At 73.7% G+C, this 22,627-nt stretch carries 22 protein-coding genes and 2 tRNA genes; 16 read left to right on the forward strand and 8 right to left on the reverse strand.

What is annotated here, in order from left to right:
- Window positions 1–188 precede the first annotated feature (188 nt).
- Window positions 189–590 (reverse strand): hypothetical protein, encoded by a 402-nt coding sequence (locus BUE44_RS18785; protein WP_073499946.1) that lies wholly within the window; start codon window positions 588–590, stop codon window positions 189–191.
- Window positions 591–781: 191 nt separating this feature from the next.
- Window positions 782–2,422: an ABC-F family ATP-binding cassette domain-containing protein gene (locus BUE44_RS18790; RefSeq protein WP_073499948.1), complete on the reverse strand. Its 1,641-nt coding sequence runs from the start codon at window positions 2,420–2,422 to the stop codon at window positions 782–784.
- Window positions 2,423–2,626: 204 nt separating this feature from the next.
- Between BUE44_RS18790 and BUE44_RS18795 the strand changes: the two genes are divergently transcribed.
- The 8 genes from BUE44_RS18795 to BUE44_RS18830 all read left to right on the forward strand — a co-directional run bounded on the left by BUE44_RS18795 (window position 2,627) and on the right by BUE44_RS18830 (window position 11,272).
- Window positions 2,627–3,589 carry an acyl-ACP desaturase gene (locus BUE44_RS18795; RefSeq protein WP_073499950.1) on the forward strand — a complete coding sequence of 321 codons (963 nt, stop codon included), beginning with the start codon at window positions 2,627–2,629 and terminating at the stop codon, window positions 3,587–3,589.
- A 276-nt stretch (window positions 3,590–3,865) separates the two neighbouring features.
- Window positions 3,866–4,651, forward strand: a complete 786-nt coding sequence (locus BUE44_RS18800; protein ID WP_073499951.1) for a TIGR03084 family metal-binding protein — start codon at window positions 3,866–3,868, stop codon at window positions 4,649–4,651.
- Window positions 4,652–4,677: 26 nt separating this feature from the next.
- On the forward strand, window positions 4,678–6,216 hold the full coding sequence (locus BUE44_RS18805; RefSeq protein ID WP_079189888.1) for an acyl-CoA carboxylase subunit beta: 1,539 nt from the start codon (window positions 4,678–4,680) through the stop codon (window positions 6,214–6,216).
- A gap of 35 nt (window positions 6,217–6,251) precedes the next feature.
- A complete protein-coding gene (locus tag BUE44_RS18810; RefSeq protein ID WP_073499953.1) occupies window positions 6,252–8,285 on the forward strand; it encodes an acetyl/propionyl/methylcrotonyl-CoA carboxylase subunit alpha in 2,034 nt (677 codons plus the stop codon).
- Window positions 8,282–9,472, forward strand: coding sequence for an acyl-CoA dehydrogenase family protein (locus tag BUE44_RS18815; protein ID WP_073499954.1), 1,191 nt, complete (start codon window positions 8,282–8,284; stop codon window positions 9,470–9,472). The genes BUE44_RS18810 and BUE44_RS18815 overlap by 4 nt, the downstream gene beginning before the upstream one ends.
- A 42-nt stretch (window positions 9,473–9,514) precedes the next feature.
- Window positions 9,515–10,255 carry an enoyl-CoA hydratase family protein gene (locus BUE44_RS18820; RefSeq protein WP_073499956.1) on the forward strand — a complete coding sequence of 247 codons (741 nt, stop codon included), beginning with the start codon at window positions 9,515–9,517 and terminating at the stop codon, window positions 10,253–10,255.
- On the forward strand, window positions 10,243–10,881 hold the full coding sequence (locus BUE44_RS18825; protein ID WP_235002248.1) for a TetR/AcrR family transcriptional regulator: 639 nt from the start codon (window positions 10,243–10,245) through the stop codon (window positions 10,879–10,881). The genes BUE44_RS18820 and BUE44_RS18825 overlap by 13 nt, the downstream gene beginning before the upstream one ends.
- Window positions 10,882–10,984: 103 nt before the next feature.
- Entirely contained in the window at window positions 10,985–11,272 is a 288-nt protein-coding gene (locus BUE44_RS18830) for a DUF6343 family protein (RefSeq protein WP_073499958.1), read from the forward strand.
- A 57-nt stretch (window positions 11,273–11,329) separates the two neighbouring features.
- Here the strand turns inward: BUE44_RS18830 and BUE44_RS18835 are convergent.
- Window positions 11,330–11,403: transfer RNA gene (locus BUE44_RS18835), tRNA-Met, on the reverse strand.
- Between the two features lie 74 nt (window positions 11,404–11,477).
- Complete coding sequence (locus BUE44_RS18840) at window positions 11,478–11,858, reverse strand: VOC family protein (protein ID WP_073499959.1); 381 nt, start codon at window positions 11,856–11,858, stop codon at window positions 11,478–11,480.
- A gap of 203 nt (window positions 11,859–12,061) precedes the next feature.
- Here BUE44_RS18840 and BUE44_RS18845 point away from each other — a divergent pair, with 203 nt between their 5' ends.
- From BUE44_RS18845 to BUE44_RS18855, 3 genes are all read left to right on the forward strand, one after another.
- Window positions 12,062–12,991, forward strand: a complete 930-nt coding sequence (locus BUE44_RS18845; protein WP_073499961.1) for a pseudouridine-5'-phosphate glycosidase — start codon at window positions 12,062–12,064, stop codon at window positions 12,989–12,991.
- Window positions 12,988–13,893 carry a carbohydrate kinase family protein gene (locus BUE44_RS18850; RefSeq protein ID WP_073499963.1) on the forward strand — a complete coding sequence of 302 codons (906 nt, stop codon included), beginning with the start codon at window positions 12,988–12,990 and terminating at the stop codon, window positions 13,891–13,893. The genes BUE44_RS18845 and BUE44_RS18850 overlap by 4 nt, the downstream gene beginning before the upstream one ends.
- A gap of 80 nt (window positions 13,894–13,973) precedes the next feature.
- The gene (locus BUE44_RS18855; protein WP_073500291.1) at window positions 13,974–14,330 is read left to right on the forward strand and encodes a hypothetical protein; all 357 of its coding nucleotides are present in this window, start codon (window positions 13,974–13,976) and stop codon (window positions 14,328–14,330) included.
- Between the two features lie 86 nt (window positions 14,331–14,416).
- On the opposite strand, the gene BUE44_RS18860 is transcribed toward BUE44_RS18855, so the two are convergent.
- A tRNA-Leu gene (locus BUE44_RS18860) sits at window positions 14,417–14,504 on the reverse strand.
- 69 nt (window positions 14,505–14,573) lie between these two features.
- A complete protein-coding gene (locus BUE44_RS18865; RefSeq protein ID WP_073499965.1) occupies window positions 14,574–14,927 on the reverse strand; it encodes a chorismate mutase in 354 nt (117 codons plus the stop codon).
- Window positions 14,928–15,042: 115 nt separating this feature from the next.
- Between BUE44_RS18865 and fdhD the strand changes: the two genes are divergently transcribed.
- The 3 genes from fdhD to BUE44_RS18880 all read left to right on the forward strand — a co-directional run bounded on the left by fdhD (window position 15,043) and on the right by BUE44_RS18880 (window position 19,091).
- The gene (fdhD, locus tag BUE44_RS18870; protein WP_073499967.1) at window positions 15,043–15,888 is read left to right on the forward strand and encodes a formate dehydrogenase accessory sulfurtransferase FdhD; all 846 of its coding nucleotides are present in this window, start codon (window positions 15,043–15,045) and stop codon (window positions 15,886–15,888) included.
- A gap of 202 nt (window positions 15,889–16,090) precedes the next feature.
- Window positions 16,091–16,963, forward strand: a complete 873-nt coding sequence (locus BUE44_RS18875) for a LysR substrate-binding domain-containing protein (RefSeq protein ID WP_073499969.1) — start codon at window positions 16,091–16,093, stop codon at window positions 16,961–16,963.
- A gap of 301 nt (window positions 16,964–17,264) precedes the next feature.
- The gene (locus tag BUE44_RS18880; protein ID WP_073499972.1) at window positions 17,265–19,091 is read left to right on the forward strand and encodes an AMP-dependent synthetase/ligase; all 1,827 of its coding nucleotides are present in this window, start codon (window positions 17,265–17,267) and stop codon (window positions 19,089–19,091) included.
- Between the two features lie 94 nt (window positions 19,092–19,185).
- On the opposite strand, the gene BUE44_RS18885 is transcribed toward BUE44_RS18880, so the two are convergent.
- Entirely contained in the window at window positions 19,186–19,860 is a 675-nt protein-coding gene (locus BUE44_RS18885; protein WP_073499975.1) for an SLATT domain-containing protein, read from the reverse strand.
- 202 nt (window positions 19,861–20,062) lie between these two features.
- Between BUE44_RS18885 and BUE44_RS18890 the strand changes: the two genes are divergently transcribed.
- Together BUE44_RS18890 and BUE44_RS18895 are read left to right on the forward strand one after the other, a co-directional pair.
- Window positions 20,063–20,893 carry an aldo/keto reductase gene (locus BUE44_RS18890; protein ID WP_073499977.1) on the forward strand — a complete coding sequence of 277 codons (831 nt, stop codon included), beginning with the start codon at window positions 20,063–20,065 and terminating at the stop codon, window positions 20,891–20,893.
- A gap of 70 nt (window positions 20,894–20,963) precedes the next feature.
- Window positions 20,964–21,695 carry a class I SAM-dependent methyltransferase gene (locus tag BUE44_RS18895; protein ID WP_073499979.1) on the forward strand — a complete coding sequence of 244 codons (732 nt, stop codon included), beginning with the start codon at window positions 20,964–20,966 and terminating at the stop codon, window positions 21,693–21,695.
- 22 nt (window positions 21,696–21,717) lie between these two features.
- On the opposite strand, the gene BUE44_RS18900 is transcribed toward BUE44_RS18895, so the two are convergent.
- A complete protein-coding gene (locus BUE44_RS18900; protein ID WP_073499981.1) occupies window positions 21,718–22,434 on the reverse strand; it encodes a Clp protease N-terminal domain-containing protein in 717 nt (238 codons plus the stop codon).
- Window positions 22,435–22,627: the final 193 nt, after the last annotated feature.

Genomic DNA, 22,627 nt, shown 5'->3' on the forward strand with positions numbered 1-22,627 from the left:
ACCGTCGTCCTGAAGTTCACCGGCACCGAGGACGCCTCGCTGCAGACCTCGTTCCTGATCGACGACACCGCCGTCAACGTCAGCTGACACCGGCGTTGCCGTATCGGTCATGAGCGGCGGACCCGGGCCGGCCCCCACTGCCGGCCCGGGTCCTCCCCCGTCCCGGGCGCACCCGCCGCCCGGGGTGCTCATCGGACGTCGACGGTCACCTTCCACGACACGATCGCCAGGCAGGACACCTTGCCCGGCCGGTCGGGACAGGCCCGCCGCTCACCGCTGAGGGTCGCTTCGCCCGGGGCGGCGCCGCGGTAGACACCCGGCGAGACCTCGGCCAGCGCCTCCCCCGACTCCGCCGCGGCCTTCACGCCCGTACCGAAGCGCAGCCGCAGCGTGCTGCCGACGCGCAGGCAGATCTCCCCCGGGGTGTCCGTGCTCGACAGGTCGAGGACGACGTCACCGCAGTCCGCCGAGATGTCCGTACCGCCCGCCGGACCGGGCGGCACCACCCGCACCCCGGCCGCGGAGTCGCAGGCCGCGGCCAGCACGACGAGGGCGCCCGCAACGGCGGCGGCCCGTATCCGATGGCGCATCACCGTCCTCCTCCCCGCGGCCCTTTCGCGGCGGTCAAGGGTGGGACGCGGGCGGGACCGATCGGGTTCCCGCCCCCGTGCGGCCGTCAGCCCTTTCCGGTCGTCAGACCTCGGTGATCCGGTCGTCAGACCTCGGTGATCCGGTCGTCAGACCTCGGTGATCCGGCCGTCTGACCTGGGTGATCCGGCGGTCAGACCTCGGTGATCCGGCCGTCCGCGACCTCGATCCGCCGGGTGGTGTGCACCGCGTCCAGCATCCGCCGGTCGTGGGTGACCAGCAGCAGGGTGCCCTGATACACCTCCAGGGCCGCCTCCAGCTGCTCGATCGCCGGCAGGTCGAGGTGGTTGGTGGGCTCGTCGAGCACCAGCAGGTTGACCCCGCGGGCCTGGAGCAGCGCCAGCGCCGCCCGGGTGCGCTCCCCGGGCGACAGGGTGGCCGCGGGCCGCAGCACGTGGTCGGCCTTGAGGCCGAACTTCGCCAGCAGGGTGCGGATCGCGGCCGGGTCCAGGTCGGGGGCCGGGCCGCGGAAGGCGTCCAGCAGCGGCTCGTCGCCGCGGAAGAGGCCGCGGGCCTGGTCGACCTCACCGACCAGCACGCCGGGGCCGAGCGCGCTGCGGCCCTCGTCCAGCGGCAGCCGGCCGAGCAGTGCGGCCAACAGGGTGGACTTTCCCGAGCCGTTCGCGCCGGTGATCGCCACCCGGTCGGCCCAGTCGATCTGCAGGTCGACGGGCCCGAAGCGGAAGTCCCCGCGGCGGACCTTCGCGCCGCCGAGGGTGGCCACCACCGCGCCGGCCCGGGGCGCCGCGGCGATCTCCATCCGCAGCTCCCACTCCTTGCGCGGCTCCTCGACCTTGTCGAGCCGCTCGATCATCCGGTCGGTCTGCCGGGCCTTGGCCGCCTGCTTCTCGCTGCCCTCGGCCCGCGCCTTGCGGGCGATCTTGTCGTTGTCGGGCGCCTTGCGCAGCGCGTTGCGGGTGCCCTTGTCCATCCAGCCGCGCTGCATGCGCGCCCTGGCCTCCAGGCCCGCCTTGGTGTCGGCGTACTCGTCGTACTCCTCCCTGGCGTGCCGGCGGGCGGTGGCCCGCTCGTCCAGGTAGGCCTCGTACCCGCCGCCGAAGACCGAGACCTGCTGCTGCGCCAGGTCCAGCTCCACCACCCGGTTGACGGTACGGGTGAGGAATTCCCTGTCGTGGCTGACCAGGACGGTGCCGGCGCGCAGGCCGGTGACGAACTTCTCCAGCCGCTCCAGGCCGTCGAGGTCGAGGTCGTTGGTCGGCTCGTCGAGCAGGAAGACGTCATAGCGGCTGAGCAGCAGCGAGGCGAGCCCGGCGCGGGCCGCCTGCCCGCCGGACAGCGCGTACATCTCCTGGTCCAGGCTGATGCCCAGGCCCAGGGACGCGGTGGCCTCCTCGGCGCGTTCCTCCAGGTCGGCGCCGCCCAGCGCGAGCCAGCGCTCCAGGCTCACCGCGTAGGCGTCGTCCGCGCCGGGCGCCCCGTCCACCAGCGCCTGGGTGGCCGCGTCCAGCGCCTGCTGGGCCGCGGTGACCCCGGTCCTGCGGGCCAGGAAGTCCCTTACGGTCTCCCCGTCGTCCCTGCGGTCCGGCTCCTGCGGCAGATGGCCCACGGTGGCGGTGGCGGGGCTGAGCCGCAGCGTGCCGTCCTCCGGGGTGTCGAGACCGGCGAGCAGCCGCAGCAGCGTCGACTTGCCGGCGCCGTTGGCGCCGACCAGCCCGATGACGTCACCGGGCGCGACCACCAGGTCGAGGCCGGAGAACAGCGCGCGGTCGCCGTGTCCCGCGGCGAGATTCCTGGTTACGAGGGTGGCACTCATGAGGCCAAGGATCCTATCCTCTGCCAGCAGCTGCGGCGACAGGGTGAAAAACGCCGGTCGCGGCCACCGACATCGCCGCAGGCGGGCGTGTGGGTTGCCTTCTTACGCCGCCTTAACCTACGGTTGCGTAACTTACGACAGCGTAGGTGTCCCCGCTGACCCCGCCCCTTCCTGTCCGTCCCCCTCCCGCCCCCAGGAGCCCCCGTGACCGTGACCTCGCCCCACCTCGCCCGATCGGACGTCTGGAGTGACGCAGCGTTGCTCCACGCTCTGGAAGAGGTGGTCGAGCGCGAGCTGAACCGGCATCTGGGGGTCGCCAAGGAATGGATGCCGCACGAGTACGTGCCGTGGAGCGACGGCCGGAATTTCGACGGCGTCATGGAGGGCGAGGCCTGGGCGCCCGACCAGTCCAAGGTCACCGCGATCGGCCGGATAGCTCTTGTGGTCAACCTCCTCACCGAGGACAACCTCCCCAGCTACCACCACGAGATCGCCACCCTCTTCGGCCGCGACGGCGCGTGGGGCACCTGGGTCCACCGGTGGACCGCCGAGGAGGGCAGGCACGCGATCGCCATGCGCGACTACCTGCTCACCAGCCGGGCCGTCGACCCGGTCGAGCTCGAACGCTTCCGCATGGTGCACATGTCGGAGGGCTTCGAGCACGACCACCGGCACAGCATGCTGCACTCGGTGGCCTACGTGGCCTTCCAGGAGCTGGCCACCCGCGTCTCCCACCGCAACACCGGCCGCGAGTCCGGTGACCCCGTGTGCGACCGGATGCTCGCCAGGATCGCCACCGACGAGAACCTGCACATGGTCTTCTACCGCAACCTGCTGGCCGCCGCGCTCCAGATCGCGCCCGACCTCGCGATGCAGGCGATCCGCGACGTCGTCGTCGCCTTCCGCATGCCGGGCCACGGCATGCCCGGCTTCGAGCGCGCCGCCGCGCGGATGGCCATCGGCGGCATCTACAACCTGCGCATCCACCACGACGACGTGCTGCAGCCCGTCCTGCGCCACCTCAAGGTCCTCGACATCCCGGAGCTGGGCCCGGAGGGCCTGCGCGCCCAGGAGGAACTCGGCCTCTTCATGGCCGGCCTCAACGAGCAGGCCGTCCGCTTCGACACCAAGCGCGCCACTCTTCTGGCGCGGCGCGCCAAGTCCTAGCCCATCCCCTGCGGGGTGCTGTCTCCCCTACCCCGCCGCTCGCCGCGCCCGGGGGGTGCCGGCCCCTCCCGGGGGCGCCGCCGCCCCCCGGCTACCCCCACACCTCGGCGCGCCCTTCCCCCGGCAGCACCCCAGGGGCACTTGGGGTACCCCCAGGGGGTCGCGGAGGGCCGGGGGTGCGGCGTGGGCCGGAATCAAGCGTGCGGGCTTGATTGATTTGCGTGGCGCTGCGACGCTCGTCGCACGTCTACGTGAGGGGTGGTGCACGCCGTGGATATGCCCGTCCTGGCGGACCTGGCCGCCGAAAGCGCGGGGCTCGACGCGATGGTGGCCGAGCTGGAGCCGGCCGGCTGGGGTCGGACGACACCGGCCGCCGGATGGACGATCGCGCACCAGATCGCCCACCTGGCCTGGACCGACCGCCGCGCCCTGATGGCGGTCCTCGACCCGGACGGCTTCGAGCGGGAGGCCGAGGTGGCGGCGGCGCACTTCGACACGTACGTCGACCTGGGCGCGCGCAGGGGCGCCGACGTGGCGCCGGGCGAGTTGCTGGCGAGGTGGCGGGCGGGCCGCGCCCGGCTCGCGGAGGTGCTGGCGGCGCAGCCGCACGGCGTGCGCTTCCGGTGGTACGGGCCGCCCATGAGCGCCGGATCGATGGCGACGGGGCGGCTGATGGAGACGTGGGCGCACGGCGAGGACGTCGCCGACGCGCTCGGGGTGCGGCGGGAGCCGACCGCCCGGCTGCGGCACGTGGCCAGGATCGGCGTCCGCGCACGGGACTTCGCCTTCTCGGTGCACGGGCTGCCCGCACCCGCGGAGGAATTCCGGGTCGAACTGACGGCCCCTGACGGGTCGTTGTGGACGTTCGGGCCGGAGCAGGCGACGCAGCGGGTGACCGGGCCCGCGCTGGACTTCTGCCTGCTGGCGGTGCGGCGGCGGCACCGCGACGACGTGGACCTGCGAGCCGAAGGGCCGGACGCCGACGCGTGGTTGTCGGTGGTGCAGGCCTTCGCCGGGCCGCCCGGCAGCACCCGGCCGCCGTCGAGGGGCGCGGCTCGGTGAGCGGCTACGCCGAGCGGGCCGCCGCGATGTCCGCACGCCTGGCGGAGGTGGCGGCGGCGCACGCCGACGCCCTGGCCGGCGGCGGCCCGAAGTATCAGGAGCGGCACCGCGCCCGCGGCAAGATGACGGCCAGGGAGCGTGTGGAGCTGCTGCTCGACCCGGACACCCCCTTCCTGGAACTGTCGCCGCTCGCCGGCTGGGGCAGCGAGTACGCCACCGGCGCGTCCCTGGTCACCGGGATCGGCGTGGTGGAGGGCACCGAGTGCGTCGTCACCGCGAACGACCCGACGGTGCGCGGCGGTTCGAGCAACCCGTGGACGCTGAAGAAGGCGCTGCGGGCCAACGAGATCGCCTTCGCCAACCGGCTGCCGGTGGTGAGCCTGGTGGAGTCCGGCGGCGCGGACCTGCCCAGCCAGAAGGAGATCTTCATACCCGGCGGAGCCCTCTTCCGCGACCTGACGCGGCTGTCGGCGGCCGGCATCCCGACGGTCGCGGTGGTCTTCGGCAACTCGACGGCGGGCGGCGCGTACATCCCGGGGATGTCGGACCACGTCATCATGGTCAAGGAGCGTGCGAAGGTCTTCCTCGGCGGCCCGCCGCTGGTGAAGATGGCCACCGGCGAGGAGAGCGACGACGAGTCGCTGGGCGGCGCCGACATGCACGCCAGGGTCTCCGGCCTCGCCGACCACTTCGCACTGGACGAGCCGGACGCGCTGCGTACCGCCCGCCGGGTGGTGGCCAGGCTCAACATCCGCAAGCCCGGGCCCGGTCCGCGCCCGGACCCGGCGCCGCCGCTGTTCGACGCGGAGGAGCTGCTGGGCATCGTGCCGGGCGACCTGCGGACCCCTTTCGACCCGCGCGAGGTGATCGTGCGGATCGCGGACGGCTCGGCCTTCGACGAGTTCAAGCCGTTGTACGGGCCGAGTCTGGCGACGGGTTGGGCCGAGGTGCACGGCTATCCGGTGGGCATCCTGGCCAACGCGCAGGGCGTGCTCTTCAGCGCAGAGTCGCAGAAGGCGGCGCAGTTCATCCAGTTGGCCAACCAGCGGGACATCCCGCTGCTGTTCCTGCACAACACCACCGGCTACATGGTCGGCAGGCAGTACGAGCAGGGCGGCATCATCAAGCACGGCGCGATGATGATCAACGCGGTGTCCAACTCCCGGGTACCGCACATCTCGGTGCTGATGGGCGCCAGTTACGGGGCCGGGCACTACGGGATGTGCGGGCGGGCCTTCGAGCCGCGCTTCCTCTTCTCCTGGCCGAGCGCCAAGTCCGCGGTGATGGGGCCGAGCCAGCTCGCCGGGGTGCTGTCGATCGTCGCCCGGCAGTCGGCGGCGGCCCGCGGGCTGCCGTACGACGAGGAGGCCGACGCCGGACTGCGGACGGCGGTGGAGCAGCAGATCGAGGCGGAGTCGCTGCCGATGTTCCTGTCAGGGCGGCTCTACGACGACGGGGTGATCGACCCGCGCGACACCCGTACGGTGCTCGGCCTGTGCCTGTCGGCCGTGCACGGGGCGCCGGTGGAGGGGGCGCGCGGCGGTTTCGGGGTCTTCCGTATGTGACGGGTGTCCGTCGGTGAGAGGGAGGGGGCGGCCCGATGGGCACGCCGATCGGTTCTGTGCTGGTGGCCAACCGGGGAGAGATCGCCCGGCGGGTCATGCGCAGCTGCCGCGATCTGGGCATCGCCACGGTGGCGGTGCATTCCGACGCCGACGCGTCCGCCGCACACGTGGTGGAGGCCGACGCCGCCGTACGGCTGCCGGGCGACGCGCCCGCCGACACGTATCTGCGGGCGGACCTGCTGGTGGCCGCGGCGCTGTCCGCGGGCGCCGACGCCGTGCACCCGGGATACGGCTTCCTGTCGGAGAGCGCCGGCTTCGCGCGGGCGGTCACCGCGGCCGGCCTGGTGTGGATCGGTCCGCCGGCCGCCGCGGTCGAGGCGATGGGGTCCAAGACCCGGGCGAAGGAGCTGATGGCGGCCGCCGGTGTGCCGGTCTTCGCGGCGCTCGACCCGGCGGCGGTGACGGCGGCGGACCTGCCGCTGCTGGTGAAGGCCGCCGCGGGCGGCGGCGGGCGCGGGATGCGGGTGGTGCGTGATCTGGCCTTGCTGGAAGGGGAGTTGGAGTCGGCGCGGGCCGAGGCGGCGGCGGCCTTCGGCGACGGCGAGGTCTTCGTCGAGCCGTATGTCGAGGGTGCCCGGCATGTCGAGGTGCAGGTGCTGGCCGACGGGCACGGCACCGTGTGGGCGCTCGGCGAGCGGGACTGCTCCTTGCAGCGGCGGCACCAGAAGGTGATCGAGGAGACCCCGGCACCCGGCCTGCCGGCGCGGTTGCGCGCCGAGTTGCACGCGGCTGCGGTACGCGCGGCCCGCTCGATCGGGTACCGGGGCGCGGGCACCGCCGAGTTCCTGGTCTCGGCGGACGGCCGGCCGTACTTCCTGGAGATGAACACCCGTCTCCAGGTGGAGCATCCGGTCACCGAGTGCGTCACCGGCCTTGACCTGGTGGCCTGGCAGATCAGGATCGCCGAGGGCGCGGCGCTGCCGCCCGAGCCGCCCGCCGCACGCGGGCACGCGGTGGAGGCCCGGCTGTGCGCGGAGGACCCGGCGCGCGGCTGGCAGCCGCAGCCGGGCGACCTGCGCCTGCTCGAAGTCCTCGGCGTCGACGCGGAATTCGCCGTGCCGCCGGGGCGCGAGGCGGGGCTGCGGCTGGACTCCGGCGTGACCGGCGGCGAGCGGATCGGGGTGCACTACGACCCGATGCTGGCCAAGGTGATCGCCTGGGCACCGACCCGCGCCGAGGCGGTCCGCCAGCTGGCGCACGCGCTGGAGCGGGCCCGGCTGCACGGCCCGGTGACCAACCGCGACCTGCTGGTCCGCGCCCTGCGGCACCCCGACTTCGCGGCGGCAAGGCTGGACACCGGCTTCCTCGACCGCAATGCCGCCGACCTGGGCCTGGCGCCTGCCGGCGGCACAGGACAGCCCGCGGATCCAGGTACGACCCCGGGGGACGCCGAGCGCTTCGCCGCGCTGGCCGCCGCGCTCGCGGACGCGGCCCGGCGTACGTCGCAGCCCGGCGCCCCCGTACCGCTGCGCCTCGGCGGATGGCGGAACCTCCCCTCGCAGCCGCAGCTCAAGCGCTTCCGCAGCGAACCGGACGGGCACACGTACGAGATCCGCTACCGGCTGGACCGGGACGGCCTGACCGCTGAGGGCTTCGACGGCGTACGCCTGGTGAGCGCGGCCGCCGACCGGGTCGTGCTGGAGGTCGGCGGCGTCCGGCGGACCTACCGTGTCGCCGTCCACCCGGAGCGCACCTTCGTGGACTCGCCGTCCGGCTCGGCCGCGCTCACCGCCCTGCCGCGCTTCCCCGACCCCGAACAGTCCGCGGCGCCCGGTTCGCTGCGGGCGCCGATGCCCGGGACCGTCGTCAGGACCGCCGGGTTCGCGGCCGGGGACCGGGTCGAGGCGGGGCAGCCGCTGCTCTGGCTGGAGGCGATGAAGATGGAGCACGTGATCGCCGCCCCGGCCGCGGGGACGCTGCTCGAGCTCACCACCGAGGTCGGCCGCCAGGTCGAGCTCGGCGCCGTACTGGCCGTCGTCAAGGAGGAGAGGGAGGAGCAGGCATCATGACCACCGTTCGCAGCACCTTCGACAGCGCCCTACTGGAGACCGAGGAGCGACGCGCGCTGCGCAAAGCCGTCGGCGCCCTCGGCCGCCGCTACGGCCGCGACTACTTCACGGCGGCCGTCAGGGCCGGCGAGCAGACCGACGAGCTGTGGCAGGAGGCGGCCGGCCTGGGCTACCTCGGGGTCAACCTGCCCGCGGAGTACGGCGGCGGGGGCGGCGGGCTCGCCGAACTGTCGATTGTGCTGGAGGAGCTCGGCGCGGCGGGCTGCCCGCTGCTGCTGCTCATCGTCTCCCCCGCCATCTGCGGCACGGTGATCGCCAGGTTCGGCACCGACGCGCAGCGGCGGCGCTGGCTGCCGGGGCTCGCGGACGGCTCGCTGCGTATCGCCTTCGGCATCACCGAGCCCGACGCGGGCTCCAACTCGCACCGCATCACCACCACCGCCCGCCGCGACCCGGACACCGGCGGCTGGTTGCTGACCGGCCGAAAGGTCTTCGTCTCCGGCGTCGACATCGCCGACGCGACGCTGATCGTCGGCCGCACCGAGGACGCCCGCACCGGCAAGCTCAAGCCGTGCCTCTTCCTCGTCGAACGCCGCACGCCCGGCTTCGACTTCCGGCAGATCGAGATGGAACTGTCGGCGCCGGAGAAGCAGTTCCAGCTCTTCCTCGACGATGTGGCGCTGCCCGCCGACGCGTTGATCGGCGACGAGGACGCGGGGCTGCTGCAGCTGTTCGCCGGCCTCAATCCCGAGCGCATCATGACCGCCGCCTTCTCGATCGGCATGGGCCGCTACGCGCTGGACCGCGCGGTCGACTACGCCCGCACCCGGCAGGTGTGGTCCACGCCGATCGGCGGCCACCAGGCCATCGCCCACCCGCTGGCCCAGGCCCACATCGAACTGGAGCTGGCCCGGCTGATGATGCAGAAGGCGGCGTATCTCTACGACGCCGGGGACGACATGGGCGCGGGCGAGGCCGCGAACATGGCCAAATACGCGGCGGCGGAGGCGTGCGCGAAGGCAGTCGACCAGGCCGTGCACACCCTGGGCGGCAACGGGCTGACCGCCGAGTACGGCCTGGCATCGCTGCTCACCGCCTCCCGGGTGGGCCGGATAGCCCCGGTCAGCCGGGAGATGATCCTCAACTTCGTCTCGCACCACAGCCTGGGGCTGCCCAAGTCGTACTGACCCGTGACGCCCGCCAGCCCGCCGACGTGAAGGAAGACCGCCGTGACAGATGCACCGCTGGTGCGCCGGCACACCGACCGCGCCATCGAGGTACTCACCCTGGACTCACCCCACAACCGCAACGCGCTGTCCGCCGCGCTGATCGCCGAACTGTCCGCCGCGCTCGACAGCGCGGACACCGACCCGCGGGTGCGGGCCGTCCTGATCACCCACACCGGCGGCACCTTCTGCGCGGGCGCCGACCTCAAGGCGGACGGTGTGGGCAGCGGGCCGAAGCTGCTGGTGGAGCTGATCCGGCAGATCGCCGAGCTGTCCAAGCCGGTCGTCGCCCGGCTGAACGGGCACGCCAGAGCCGGCGGCCTCGGCCTGCTCGCGGCCTGCGACATCGCGGTGGCGGGCAGCGCGGCCACCTTCGCCTTCACCGAGGTACGCCTCGGGCTCGCCGCGTCCGTGGCGTCGATCCCGGTGCTGGCCGGGACCGACCCGCGGGCCGCCGCCCGCTACCTGCTCACCGGTGAGGCCTTCGACACCGCGGAGGCGGTCAGGATCGGCCTGGTCACGGCGTGGGACGAGTCGCTCGACGGTATCCTCGCCGGGCTGCGCGCCTCCTCCCCGCAGGGCCTGGCGGCGACCAAGGAGATCACCACGGCGGCACTCAGGCAGGCCCTGGCCGCGGAAGGCGACCGGCTCGCCCTGCGCAGCCGCGAGCTCTTCGAGTCCGCACAGGCCGCGGAGGGCGTCAGGGCCGCGCTGGAACGCAGGAACCCGCCGTGGGCGATCTGACCGGCCAGGTGGCGGACCCGGCGCCCGGGCGGGAGCGCGAGCCCAAGCAGGACCGCAGCCGCGCCACCCGGCTGCGCGTCCTGGAGGCCGCGGTCGCCTGCCTCGCGGAACACGGCTGGTCGGGCAGTACGGTCGCGGTCGTCTGCGCCCGCGCCGGCGTCTCCCGTGGCGCCGCCCAGCACCACTTCCCCACCCGCGAGGAACTCTTCACCGCGGCCATCGCGCACGTGGCGGACCAGTGGCTGACCGCGGTACGCGAACGCGCCCTCGCCCTCCCCCGCGAGGGCCCGGACCGCACCTACGCGGTCGTCGACATGCTCGTCGCCGTCCACACCGGCCCCCTCTTCCGCGCCGCCCTCCACCTGTGGACGGCGACCACCGCGGAGGAGCGGCTGCGACCGGGCGTGACCGCGCTCGAAGCCCGCATCGGCCGCGAGGCGCACCGCCTGGCCGTCGACTTCCTCGGCGCCGACGAGTCACGCCCGGGCGTGCGCGAGACCGTACAGGCGACGCTGGACATGGCCCGCGGCCTCGGCCTGGCCAACCTGCTCAGCGACGACTCCGCCCGGCGCGCCAGGATCGTGCGGCAGTGGGCCGCGATGCTGGAGCAGGCCCTGCACGGCTGATCCCGGCCCGTCGCAGGTCCCGACCCCACCCGCTTCCGCCTGCGCGGCCGTTTCGGCAAGCGGCCGCCGGGTGGATGCTGGAAGGGAAGGGAGGAGCCGCGACATGCGCAGAACCGGATACGAACCGACACAGGCGCGCAGCCCGCTGCGGCTGCGGCTGGGGCTGGCCGTGTGCGGGCTGGTCTGGGGAATCGCCGCGGCCATCGGCTTCGCGGCCTACGACCAGCCGGGCTGGGCCGGCTTCTGCGCGGCGATCGCCGCGGTGGCCGCCGCGGACTGCCTGATCGTCGTCCGCCACATGCGGCAGGGGCCGCACTACCAGCCCGGGCGCGACATCCCGCCCTACCGGCCCGCGGACGAACGGGACCGCGGGGCCCCGCGGCGCCGCTGAGTCCCTGGACAGCGGAAAGGCCCGGTGCCTGAGGGGCACCGGGCCTTTCCGTGCTAGTAGCGGGGACAGGATTTGAACCTGCGACCTCTGGGTTATGAGCCCAGCGAGCTACCGAGCTGCTCCACCCCGCGTCGGTGAACATCACTTTACGCGTTGGGCGCGCTCACGCCAAATCCATTCCGCCCCGCCTCCCCGGCCAGGGGTGTCACAGGGGCGCGAGGCGCCTCCTGAGCAGGCAGAACACGTTGCCTTCCGGATCGGCGAGCACGTGCCAGGACTCTTCCCCGGTCTGGCCGATGTCGGCCGGGCGCGCGCCGAGCGCCAGCAGGCGTTCGAGTTCCGCGTCCTGATCGCGGTCGGTCGCGTTGACGTCGATGTGCAGCCGGGTCAACCCCGGCTCCGGCCGGTCCCTGCGGCTGAGGAAGAGCGTCGGCTGCGCACCGCCGAACCCTTCGCGCGGACCGATCTCCATGCTCCCGTCGTCCTCGCGACCGAGCACCACGAAGTCGAGGACCTCGCACCAGAACCGCGCCAGCGCCTCGGGGTCGCGGCAACCGAGTACGAGTTCACTGATCCGGCTTGCCATGGTCGAAACCTGCTCTCTGTGAGGGGACCGCCGGGCCGGCCCCGCGTGAAGGGGCAGGGCTCCCGGCGGTGAGGACACTCGCGCGACCGTACTGGGCGAGGCGGGCGGCGGCGAACCGTTTTCCGGCCCCCCACGCGGCCGGTCCGCGGCGGCATCGTCCACGGGGAGGTTTGCGTGCAGGCGCGCAGTGCCAGGTAGGGGGCATGGGAAAACAGGAGAGGGCCGGGGTCGTGGTCTCGGACGAGGTCGCGGACGCGCTCAGCGGGCGGCGGCCTGTCGTGGCGCTGGAGTCGACGATCATCGCGCACGGTCTGCCGCGGCCGCGCAATCTGCGGGTGGCCCGCGAGCTGGAGGCCGTCGTCAGGAAGGCCGGGGCGGTGCCGGCGACCGTCGCCGTCATCGACGGGGTGCCCCGGGTGGGGCTGGACGACGCGGAGGTCGAGCGGGTCGCCGAGGACCCGGACATGCGCAAGCTCGGCTTCCGGGACCTGGCGCCGGCGATGGCTGCGGGGGTGAGCGGGGCGACGACGGTGTCCGGCACCGCCTTCCTGGCGGCGCGGGCCGGCGTCCGGGTCTTCGCAACCGGCGGGCTGGGCGGGGTGCACCGCGGCTGGACGGACGTTCAGGACGAGTCCGCCGACCTGGCGTTGCTGGGCCGCACCCGGATCACCGTGGTGTGCGCGGGCGTGAAGTCGATCCTGGACGTGCCGGCGACGTTGCAGCGGCTGGAGACGCTGGGCGTCGGCGTCGTCGGCTTCCGCACCGACCGCTTCCCGGGCTTCTACCTGACCGACTCCGGTGAGCCGGTGGACTGGACGGTGCGGGACGCCGGGCAGGTGGCCGCGGTGATGCGCGGCCAGGACGCGCTCGGCGGCCACGACTGCGCGCTGATCGTGGCGAATCCGGTGCCGGCGCGGGACCAGCTGGACCGCGCCCTGCACGACCGGGTCCTGGCCGAGGCGCTCGCTGCGGTGGAGCGCGAGGGCGTCACCGGGCAGGCGATCACGCCCTACCTGCTGGCGTATCTCACCGAGCACACCGGCGGCGCCTCGCTGGAGGCGAATCTCGCCGCGGTCCGCGGCAATGTGGCGCTGGCCGGGGACATCGCCGTGGCCTGGTCGCGGCAGCCGTGAGCGGGGCGGGCCGCGGACTGCTGGTGGTCGGCGACGTGGTGACCGACGTGGTGGCCCGGCACGCGGAGCCGCTGGCGCCGGACACCGACACCGCGGCCCGCATCGCGGTGCTGCCCGGTGGCGCGGGCGCCAACGTGGCGTGCTGGGCGGCGCACCGGGGCGCCCCCGGGGTGCGGCTGCTGGCCAGGGTGGGCGCGGACTCCGCGGACTGGCACCGCGCGGCCCTGGTGGCGGCGGGCGTCGAGCCGGTGCTGCGGGTCGACGCGGAGCAGCCCACGGCGGTGGTGATCGCCCTGGTCGACGCGGCCGCGGAGCGCACCCTGGTCACCGACAGCGGCGCGGCTTTCCGGCTCGGCCCGGCCGACTGGGACGAGGCGCTGCTCGACGGGGTCGGCCATCTCCACCTGTCGGGCTACCTGTTCTTCTGCGACCCGGGCCGGGAGTTGGCCGCCGTGGCCGCCGGGGCGGCCCGCGCCCGCGGCCTGCCGGTGAGCGTCGACCCGGCGTCGGCGGGTTTCCTGCGCGGCCTCGGGGTGCCGCGCTTCCTCGGCCTGGTGGCGGACGCGGACCTGCTGCTGCCCAACGCGGCCGAGGCGGCGCTGCTGTCCGGTGCGGACGAACCCGCCGCCGCCGCGGCGGAGTTGAGCCGCCGGGGCGCCACCGTGGTGGTGACGCTGGGCGCGGCGGGCGCGCTGGCCGCCGACCGCGGGCGTATCACCGCCCGCGTGCCCGCCGCCGCGGCCACCGCTGTGGACACCACGGGGGCGGGCGACGCCTTCACCGGCGGCCTGCTCGCGGCCCGCCTGGCGGGTGCGGACCTCCCGGCGGCGCTGGCAGCCGGCTGCCGGGCGGGCGCCGAGGCCGTCGCGGTGGTCGGCGGCCGCCCAGGGCGCCCGTCCTGACCGGCGCCGCATCGCGAACGGCCGTGCACCGGCGCCGTTATGCTGGCAGTCACGACGGGACGGGGGCGGGCGTGCACAATCTGTGGTGGATCATTCCGCTGGTGCTGTTCGGCAGCGGCGCCATCGGCGACAAGGTGAGTGCCGTGAGCAAAGCGCGGCACAAGCGCAAGCTCGAACTCATCAAGGTCCAGGAGCGGCAGCAGCGCGCGCTGTCCGCCGCCAACCGGCCGCCGGAGCCGGTCTGCGGATGCACGCACCACCTGGCGATGCACAACAAGGGCGACGGCAAGTGCCACGAGGTGGTCGAGGCCCCGTCGCTGTGGGACGCCGACCGCAAGCCGCTGCAGTTCGAGCCGCAGCAGTGCAACTGCCAGCAGTACGTGGGCCCCGAGCCGCTCGGCACGATCTACGCCCCGGAGATCACCGACCTGCGCTGATCGCGTCGGCACAAGGCGGAAAGGCGGAAGGCAGGCTCAGGCAGAAAGCACGACAGGTGCCGACCTGGATCAGTCAGCACCTGTACTGGTGTCCGAGGGGGGACTTGAACCCCCACGCCCGATAAAGGGCACTAGCACCTCAAGCTAGCGCGTCTGCCATTCCGCCACCCGGACCGGGTGTGCCGCCGCGACCGCCCGGGTCGTGGTGACATGGTCCACGATACCAAGGATCGGCAGTGCTTCTCACCTGCGATTCCCGCTGCCCGGCTGGGGGCGGGCGGCGATGGCGCGGTGGTGGCGGACGACCTCGTCGATGATGAAGTTCAGGAACTTCTCGGCGAAGGCCGGATCGAGCCTGGCGTCCTCGGCGAGCCGGCGCAGCCGGGCGATCTGGTCGGCCTCGCGCGCCGGGTCGGCGGGGGGCAGGTCGTGGGCGGCCTTCAGCTCGCCCACCTGCTGGGTGCACTTGAACCGCTCGGCCAGCAGGTGCACCAGGGCGGCGTCCAGGTTGTCGATGCTGCCGCGCAGTTCCCTCAGGCGCCGCAGTGCCTGCTCGTCACCCACCAGGGTGTGCTCGGCGGTCGGCTGGTCGCTCATCTCGGTCTGCCATCCTGGTAGGTCCGTGGTGCACGGCTGCACGGTCCCGATCACCCTATGACACCCTCGTCAGGTGCAGGGCCGGGGCGGCAGGGCGACGGAGGGACTGAGGCGGATGGGACGGGTCACCGAGAGGCGCCGGGTACTGCGGATCCGCGGCGGGGCGGTCGACCACCGGGCCGACACCCTGGTCGCCGAGGAACCGCTGGAGATCCGGCTGAACGGCCGCCCGCTGGCGATCACCATGCGGACGCCGGGTGACGATTTCGCGCTGGCCACGGGTTTCCTGGTCAGCGAGGGGGTGCTCGCCGCGGCCGACGAGGTCGCGAACGTCGTCTACTGCGCCGGCGCGGCGGCGGACGGCGCGAACACGTACAACGTGGTGGACGTGACGCTCGCCCGCGGGGTGCCGGTGCCGGACATCAGCCTGGAGCGCAACGTCTACACCTCCTCCTCGTGCGGGCTGTGCGGCAAGGCCAGCCTTGACGCGGTCCGCACCGCGACCCGGCTGCCGGTGGCCGGCAACGGTCTGCCGCGGCTGACTCCCGGACTGCTGGCCGCCCTGCCGGACCGGCTGCGGGAGGGGCAGGCGGTCTTCGAGCGGACCGGCGGGCTGCACGCGGCCGCGCTGTTCTCCGCCGACGGCGAGCTGCTCGACCTCAGGGAGGACGTCGGGCGGCACAACGCGGTGGACAAGCTGGTCGGGCGGGCGCTGCGGGAAGGGCGGCTGCCGCTGGCGGACCTGGTCCTCATGGTGTCGGGCCGGGCCTCCTTCGAGCTGGTGCAGAAGGCGGTGATGGCCGGGATCCCGGCGCTGGCGGCGGTCTCGGCGCCGTCGTCGCTGGCGGTGGACCTGGCCAGGGAGAGCGGGCTGACGCTGGTCGGCTTCCTGCGCGGCGACTCGATGAACGTCTACGCGGGCGAGGACCGTATCGCACTGGCGTCCGACCGGGCACACTGATCCCCGGCCACCCGACCGGCCGCGACCTGTTCGCGTACGCGCTGTTCGCGTCGTGGGCGCCGACCGTGCTGGTGGTGGAGCGCTGCGGCTGTGAACCGCCGGAGGCGGTGACGCCGGGGCCGCGGTGGGCTCGTGAAGGGGCGCGATCAGGTTGGCCGGTTACCGCCCTGACCGCCATCACGTACCGCGATAACGTGCCGCCATGTTCGAGCCGGTCCAGTTGCGTACGTTCCTTGCCGTCGCGCAGACGCTGAGCTTCACGCAGGCGGCGCACCGGCTGGGGCTGCGGCAGTCCACGGTCAGCCAGCACGTGCGGCGGCTGGAGGAGGCCGCGGGCAGCCGGCTCTTCCTGCGGGACACCCACGGGGTGGAACTGACCGAGGACGGCGAGGCGATGCTCGGTTTCGCCCGCCCGATCCTGGAGGCCAACGAACGGGCGGCGGCCTTCTTCGCCGGCACCCGGCTGCGCGGGCCGCTGCGGTTCGGGGTGTCGGAGGACTTCGTGCCGACCCGGTTACCGGAGATCCTGGCGGCCTTCCGGCGCGACCACCCCGAGGTGGACCTCGAACTGACCGTCGAGCTGTCCGGCACCCTGCACCAGCGGCTCGACGAGGGCGGGCTCGACCTGTGCCTGGCCAAGCGGCACGGTCCCGAGGGGCCGGGACGACTGGTGTGGCGGGACAAGCTAGTGTGGATCGGCGGCGAGCGGCTGCGGCTGGACCCGCGGCACCCGGTGCCGCTGATCGCCTTCCCGCCACCGGGGATCACCCGGGCCCGGGTGCTCGACGTGCTGGAGCGGCACGGCAGGGCGTGGCGGGTGGCCGGCACCAGCGGGTCGCTGAGCGGCCTGGTCGCGGCGGCCAGGGCGGGGCTCGGGGTGATGGCGCACGCGCAAGGGCTGATTCCGGCCGGTCTGGTACGGGTCCCGGCGCGGGCCTGCGGGCTGCCGGACCTCGGCGGGGTGGATTTCGTACTGCTGCACGGCCGGCGGGACTCCCGCGCCCAGGAGGCGGCGGACGCGCTGGCCGACGCCGTCCTGGCGGGCGGCGACCTGCTGCACCGGCCGCTGCCGTGACCGGCGGAAAGCGGCCGTGATCCGGCCACCTGGACCCGCCGCACCGGCTGGGACGCGGGGGACGGGAGAGGACCGAGAGGGTGGAGCGACCGTGACCGGGACGGGCAGATTTGGTGGAGATCCCGGCCCGCGGCGGCACCGCGGCTGAAGGCCGGATTCCGCCGACTCCCTTGTCACAGCCGGAGAACACCGCACGACCAGCACAGACGTCCGAATCACCGATAATTTTCGGCCCCTCCCGCAGGCCCGGCGGATCGGGTAACTTACGGCCCCGCACTGAGCGGTCCTAGGAGAGCACCCGTTGCGTCAGTTCAGCATCCCCCCACTGGCCACCTCACCCCAGGCCGGCGGTTTGGCGGATGCCGTTTTCGGCAACGCCCAGGAGACCCCCGACCAGGTGGTGCTGTCGCGCGCCGACGAGCACGGCGAATGGCACGATGTCAGCGCCGCCGACTTCCGCGACCAGGTGCTGGCGGTCGCCAAGGGCATGCTGGCCCAGGGCGTCCGCTTCGGCGACCGGGTCGCGATCATGTCCCGCACCCGCTACGAGTGGACGCTGTTCGACTTCGCGCTGTGGGCGATCGGCGCCCAGTCGGTGCCGGTCTACCCGACCTCGTCCTCCGAGCAGGTCCGCTGGATGCTGCACGACTCGGGCGCGGTCGCGGCGGTCGTGGAGCACGAGGACCACGCGATGACGATCGGCGCCGCCGTCGACGAACTCCCCCGGCTCAACCGGCTCTGGCAGCTGGACGCCGGGTGCGTCGAGGAGCTGGCGGAGACCGGCCGGCACGTCGGCGACGACGTGGTGGAGCGGCACCGGCTGGCCGTGACGCCGGACGCGGTCGCGACGGTCATCTACACCTCGGGGACCACGGGCCGCCCCAAGGGCTGCCTCATCACCCACGCCAACTTCATGGCGGAGACCGACAACGTGGTGGCCCGCTGGGAGCCGGTCTTCTCCAACAAGCCGGGCGAGGAGCCGTCGACGCTGCTCTTCCTGCCGCTCGCGCACGTCTTCGGCCGGATGGTCGAGGTGGCCTGCGTGCGGCACCGGATCAAGCTCGGCCACCAGCCGAGCATGGCGGCCTCCGACCTGATCCCCTCGCTCGCCGGCTTCCGGCCGACCTTCGTGCTGGCCGTGCCCTACGTCTTCGAGAAGGTCTTCCAGGCCGCCCGCCGCTCGGCGGAGAGCAGCGGGAAGCTGGGCCCCTTCGACAAGGCCGTGGAGGTCGCGGTCCGGCACGCGGAGGCGGTCGAGGCCAAGGCGTTCGGCACCGGTCCCGGGCCGAGCGCCGGGCTGCGGATGCAGCACCAGCTCTACGAGAAGCTGGTCTACAGCAAGGTGCGCGACGCGCTCGGCGGCCGGGTGCGGCACGCGATCTCCGGCGGCTCGGCGATGGAGCGGCGGATCGGGCTGTTCTTCTCCGGCGCGGGCGTGACGATCTACGAGGGCTACGGCCTCACCGAGACCACCGCGGCCGCGACCGCGAACCCGCCCGAGCAGACCCGTTTCGGCACCGTGGGCCTGCCGGTGCCGGGGACGACGGTGCTGATCGCCGAGGACGGCGAGATCTGGCTGCGCGGCGGGCAGATCTTCGCCGGCTACCTGAACAACGTCAAGGCGACCGACGAGGTGCTGCGGGACGGCTGGCTGGCCACCGGCGACATCGGCGCGCTCGACGAGGACGGCTATCTGACGATCACCGGGCGCAAGAAGGAGATCCTGGTGACCAGCGGCGGCAAGAGCGTCTCGCCGATCGCGCTGGAGGACCGGGTGCGGGCGCATCCGCTGGTGGGGCAGTGCGTGGTGGTCGGCAACGACCGGCCGTTCGTGGCGGCCCTGGTGACGCTGGATCCGGAGGCGGTGACGCACTGGCTGTCGATGCGGGGCAAGCCGCGTCTCGGGCCCGCGGAGCTGCTGCACGACCCGGACCTGGAGATGGAGATACGGCGGGCGGTCGTCGCCGCCAACACGCTGGTCTCGCAGGCCGAGTCGATCAGGACCTTCCGGATACTGGCCGCGCAGTTCAGCGAGGAGCGCGGCACTCTGACACCGTCGCTGAAGCTCAAGCGGCGGGCGATCGAGGCGCTCTACGCGACGGAGATCGAGGCGCTCTACCGGGCGTGAGCCGCGGCGGACCACGCGGGCGCCCGCCTCCCTCCTTGCGGGGCGTCCGGACGGGCGGGGCCGGATCGTCGGGCCCCGGTCCCGGCGACCCCGCTCAGCGGTCCACGCCGGGAAGCGTGCCCTGGCCCTGCAACTGCCGGGTGCTGGAGCTGAACTCGGCCTGCCAGTCGGCGGTCTCGCCGTCGACGTGGCTGCGGACGGCGCCGGACAGCCGGTGGATGAGCGCCAGTTGCCGTTCGACCTCGGCGGGTTCGAGCAGCCTGCCCGGGACGTCGGCGCCGGGGCCGGCCCGCAGCACGTCGGTGGCCCACTCCAGGCGTACGGCGTTCAGCTCGGTGCGCAGGGAGTGCGCGACGACGATGTCCCGCATCCAGGCGGCCGACACTCCGAAGAAGTGGTCGAAGCCCTTGCAGCCCGCGGCGACCGCGAGCAGCACGTAGCCCCAGCCCTGCCCGGAGCCGCCGGAGGCGGCCGTGCCGAGCGGTACCGCCGTGCCGGCCACCGCGAAGGTGATGGCCAGGCCCTGGAGCAGCCGGGAGCCGACGCGTTTGGCGCGCTTGTCGCGCAGATACCAGTCGATGGCGGCCTCGGCCTCCTGCTCGGCCCAGGCCCGCAGCCCGGCCAGCGTCTCGCGCTGCAGGGCAGGGTCGACGGCCACGGCGGCGGGCACGTCGGGGAAGGGCTGCGGCTCCAGGTTCCCGCGCCGCCGTCCGCGGCGACGCGCCGCCGGTGCTCCGGCCGCCGCCACCGGCCCGTCCTGGCCCGCCATCGGCCCCGCTCCCCTCGCCCGCCCGGGCCTCGGCCCCGGGTCCCGGCCAGTGAGGTTATCGGCTCGGTGGCCGCGCGGCGCGGGAATGCGCCGATCGGTCGCCGGGTTGTACGCCCGGGCCGGCGCACCCCCGGCCGGCCCGACGCATCGTCGCGGCGTGCCCAGGCTCGCCGCGTACCCCCGACGTAAGGATCGACGGCCCGTGAGCAAGATCCCCCCCGCCATCACCCTCAACAACGGCGTGCGGATGCCCCAACTGGGCTTCGGCGTATGGCAGGTGCCGGACGACGAGGCGGCCTCGGTCGTCGCCACCGCGCTGGAGGCGGGCTACCGCAGCATCGACACCGCCTCGCTGTACGCCAACGAGGAGGGCACGGGCCGGGCGCTGGCGGCCTCGGGCCTGCCGCGCGAGGAGCTGTTCGTCACCACCAAACTGGGCAATCCCGACCAGGGCTACGACCCGGCGCTGCGGGCCTTCGACCGCTCGCTGGCCAAGCTGGGCCTGGACTACGTGGACCTGTACCTGATCCACTGGCCGCAGCCGCGGCGCGACGCGTATACGGAGACCTGGCGCGCCCTGGAGCGGATCGCGGCCGACGGCCGGGCCCGGGCCATCGGGGTCTCCAACTTCCAGCCCGCGCACCTGCGCCGGCTGGCGGAGGGGTCCGACGTGGTGCCCGCGGTGAACCAGATCGAGCTGCACCCGCAGCTGGCCCAGCAGGAACTGCGGTCCCTGCACGCGCAGCTCGGCATCGCGACCGAGGCGTGGTCGCCGCTGGGCCAGGGCAAGGGTCTGCTGGACAACCCCGTGATCGTCGGGATCGCCGCCCGGCACGAGCGGACCGCGGCACAGGTGGTGCTGAGGTGGCACCTGCACCTGGGCAACGTCGTCATCCCCAAGTCGGTGACGCCGTCGAGGATCCGGGAGAACATCGACGTCTTCGACTTCGAGCTGTCGCCCGCCGACCTCGCGGAGCTGGCGGCACTGGACGACGGCACCCGGCTCGGCCCCGATCCCGACACCCTCGGCTGATCCCACACGTAACAGCAGCGCAAGCTCCCGGGCAGGCTGCTGTTCATCGGCGCCCTCTAGCATCGGCCGCATGCTGGACTATGACGTGGAGGCGGCGCGCTACGACGCGACGCGCGGCGGAGTTCCGCGGGCGCACGCGGCAGCGCGGGCCGTGCTCGCGCTCGTGCCGGAGCGGGCCCGCACCCTGCTGGACGTGGGGTGCGGGACCGGTCTGGTGACCGAGCGGCTGGCCCGTCCCGGCCTGCGGGTCTTCGGGATGGACGCGGCGGCCGGGATGGCGCGTACCGCGGCCGACCGGATCGGCACCACGGTGGTGCGCGGGAACTGCCACCGGCTGCCGTTCGCCGACGAGTCGCTCGACGCGGTGAGCGCGGTGTGGCTGCTGCATCTGCTGCCCGACGCGCTCACCGTCGTCGCCGAGTGCGCCCGGGTGCTGCGGGCCGGCGGGGTCTTCGTGACCACCGTCGACAAGGACGCCGGGCACGACATGAACAGCGACGTCGACCAGCTGCTCGCCCCCTACCGCGTCCAGCGGGCCTTCGACGCGGCGCCGCGGGTCCAGGCGGCGGCCTGCGAGCACGGCCTGCGCCGGGTCGGCGAGGCCCGTTTCACCGGCCACGGCCAGGGCAGGTCCCCCAGCCGCGCCGCCGGGGACGTGAGCAGCGGCTACTTCGCCTCGGCGCTGTCCCTGGACGAGGCCCAGACCTCGGCGCTGGCCGGTCGCCTCTCCGACCTGCCCAATCCCGACGTGCCCCGCGCGGACCCGGTCTACCGGCTGCTGGCGCTGCGCAAGACGGGCTGACGCGCGAGGCGACGAGTCCGCTTCAGGGCTTGAGTTGGGCCAGCGCGGCGACGAGCCACTCCTCCACCCGCTGGTGGGTGACGCCGAGGTCGGTGAGGGCCCGCGCCGAGGGGTCCTGGTCGTCACTGAGCACACCGAGCAGGATGTGCTCGGTGCCGACGTAGTTGTGGCCCAGGCGCAGCGCCTCGCGCAGGACCAGTTGCAGGGTCTTCCTGGCGGCCGGGCTGATCGGCATGTGGCCGGTGAGCGGCTTCTTCTCCGTCCCTTGGGTGACGACGGCGGCGCGTACCGCCTCGCGGGTGGCGCCGAGGTCGGTGAGGGCGCGGGTCGCGAAGGTGTCCTGCTCGTCGAGCAGGCCGAGGACCAGGTGCTCCGGCTCGATGGCGCTGTGCCGCGCCACGCGGGCCTCCTCCTGCGCGACGCCGACGGCCTTGCGGGCGCGTTCGGTGAAGCGGCCGAAGGTCGCCTCGACGTTGAGCCCGAGGTCTTCCGGGATCTTGGGCACGAAACGCTTCTGCGCCGCCTGCTTGCTCACCCCCATGTGCTGCCCGATGTCGGTCCAGGACGCGCCCGCCCGCCGGGCCTGGTCCACGAAGTGGCCGATGAGGTGGTCGGCGACGTCGTCCAGGTGGGCGGCGACGGTCACCGCGTGTTCGAGGTCGGCGAGGGGGTCGCTGTCTGGGTGCTGCTGCTTGACGTAGTCGATGAGGTCGCTGAGGCGAACCGGGTGCTGAGACATGCGTCAACCGTAGGTTGACGGAGTCTCATCGTCAACCCGTAGTTGACGATTGGCCTCGTTTCCGTCCGGGTCGGCGCCCCCTGCCGCGGCGGCCGGCTTCGCGCGGCGGGACCTGACCCCGCCCTTTGTACCGGCGGCGGCGCGGTGCGCGGGATGGGCCGGACCGCGGATCTCCACGAGCGCCGTCAGGAAC

It is taken from the genome of Actinacidiphila paucisporea, assembly GCF_900142575.1.
GTDB classification, from domain to species: domain Bacteria; phylum Actinomycetota; class Actinomycetes; order Streptomycetales; family Streptomycetaceae; genus Actinacidiphila; species Actinacidiphila paucisporea.

Bases quoted from the DNA above. Each gene is read 5' to 3' on its own strand.
- BUE44_RS18845 (WP_073499961.1), top strand. From the start codon at position 12,062: ATGGGAAAACAGGAGAGGGCCGGGGTCGTGGTCTCGGACGAGGTCGCG.
- fdhD (WP_073499967.1), top strand. From the start codon at position 15,043: ATGGGACGGGTCACCGAGAGGCGCCGGGTACTGCGGATCCGCGGCGGG.
- BUE44_RS18810 (WP_073499953.1), top strand. From the start codon at position 6,252: ATGGGCACGCCGATCGGTTCTGTGCTGGTGGCCAACCGGGGAGAGATC.
- BUE44_RS18815 (WP_073499954.1), top strand. From the start codon at position 8,282: ATGACCACCGTTCGCAGCACCTTCGACAGCGCCCTACTGGAGACCGAG.
- BUE44_RS18865 (WP_073499965.1), bottom strand. From the start codon at position 14,927: ATGAGCGACCAGCCGACCGCCGAGCACACCCTGGTGGGTGACGAGCAG.
- BUE44_RS18785 (WP_073499946.1), bottom strand. From the start codon at position 590: ATGCGCCATCGGATACGGGCCGCCGCCGTTGCGGGCGCCCTCGTCGTG.
- BUE44_RS18790 (WP_073499948.1), bottom strand. From the start codon at position 2,422: ATGAGTGCCACCCTCGTAACCAGGAATCTCGCCGCGGGACACGGCGAC.
- BUE44_RS18900 (WP_073499981.1), bottom strand. From the start codon at position 22,434: ATGTCTCAGCACCCGGTTCGCCTCAGCGACCTCATCGACTACGTCAAG.
- BUE44_RS18800 (WP_073499951.1), top strand. From the start codon at position 3,866: ATGCCCGTCCTGGCGGACCTGGCCGCCGAAAGCGCGGGGCTCGACGCG.
- BUE44_RS18875 (WP_073499969.1), top strand. From the start codon at position 16,091: ATGTTCGAGCCGGTCCAGTTGCGTACGTTCCTTGCCGTCGCGCAGACG.
- BUE44_RS18885 (WP_073499975.1), bottom strand. From the start codon at position 19,860: ATGGCGGGCCAGGACGGGCCGGTGGCGGCGGCCGGAGCACCGGCGGCG.
- BUE44_RS18895 (WP_073499979.1), top strand. From the start codon at position 20,964: ATGCTGGACTATGACGTGGAGGCGGCGCGCTACGACGCGACGCGCGGC.
- BUE44_RS18830 (WP_073499958.1), top strand. From the start codon at position 10,985: ATGCGCAGAACCGGATACGAACCGACACAGGCGCGCAGCCCGCTGCGG.
- BUE44_RS18805 (WP_079189888.1), top strand. From the start codon at position 4,678: ATGTCCGCACGCCTGGCGGAGGTGGCGGCGGCGCACGCCGACGCCCTG.
- BUE44_RS18840 (WP_073499959.1), bottom strand. From the start codon at position 11,858: ATGGCAAGCCGGATCAGTGAACTCGTACTCGGTTGCCGCGACCCCGAG.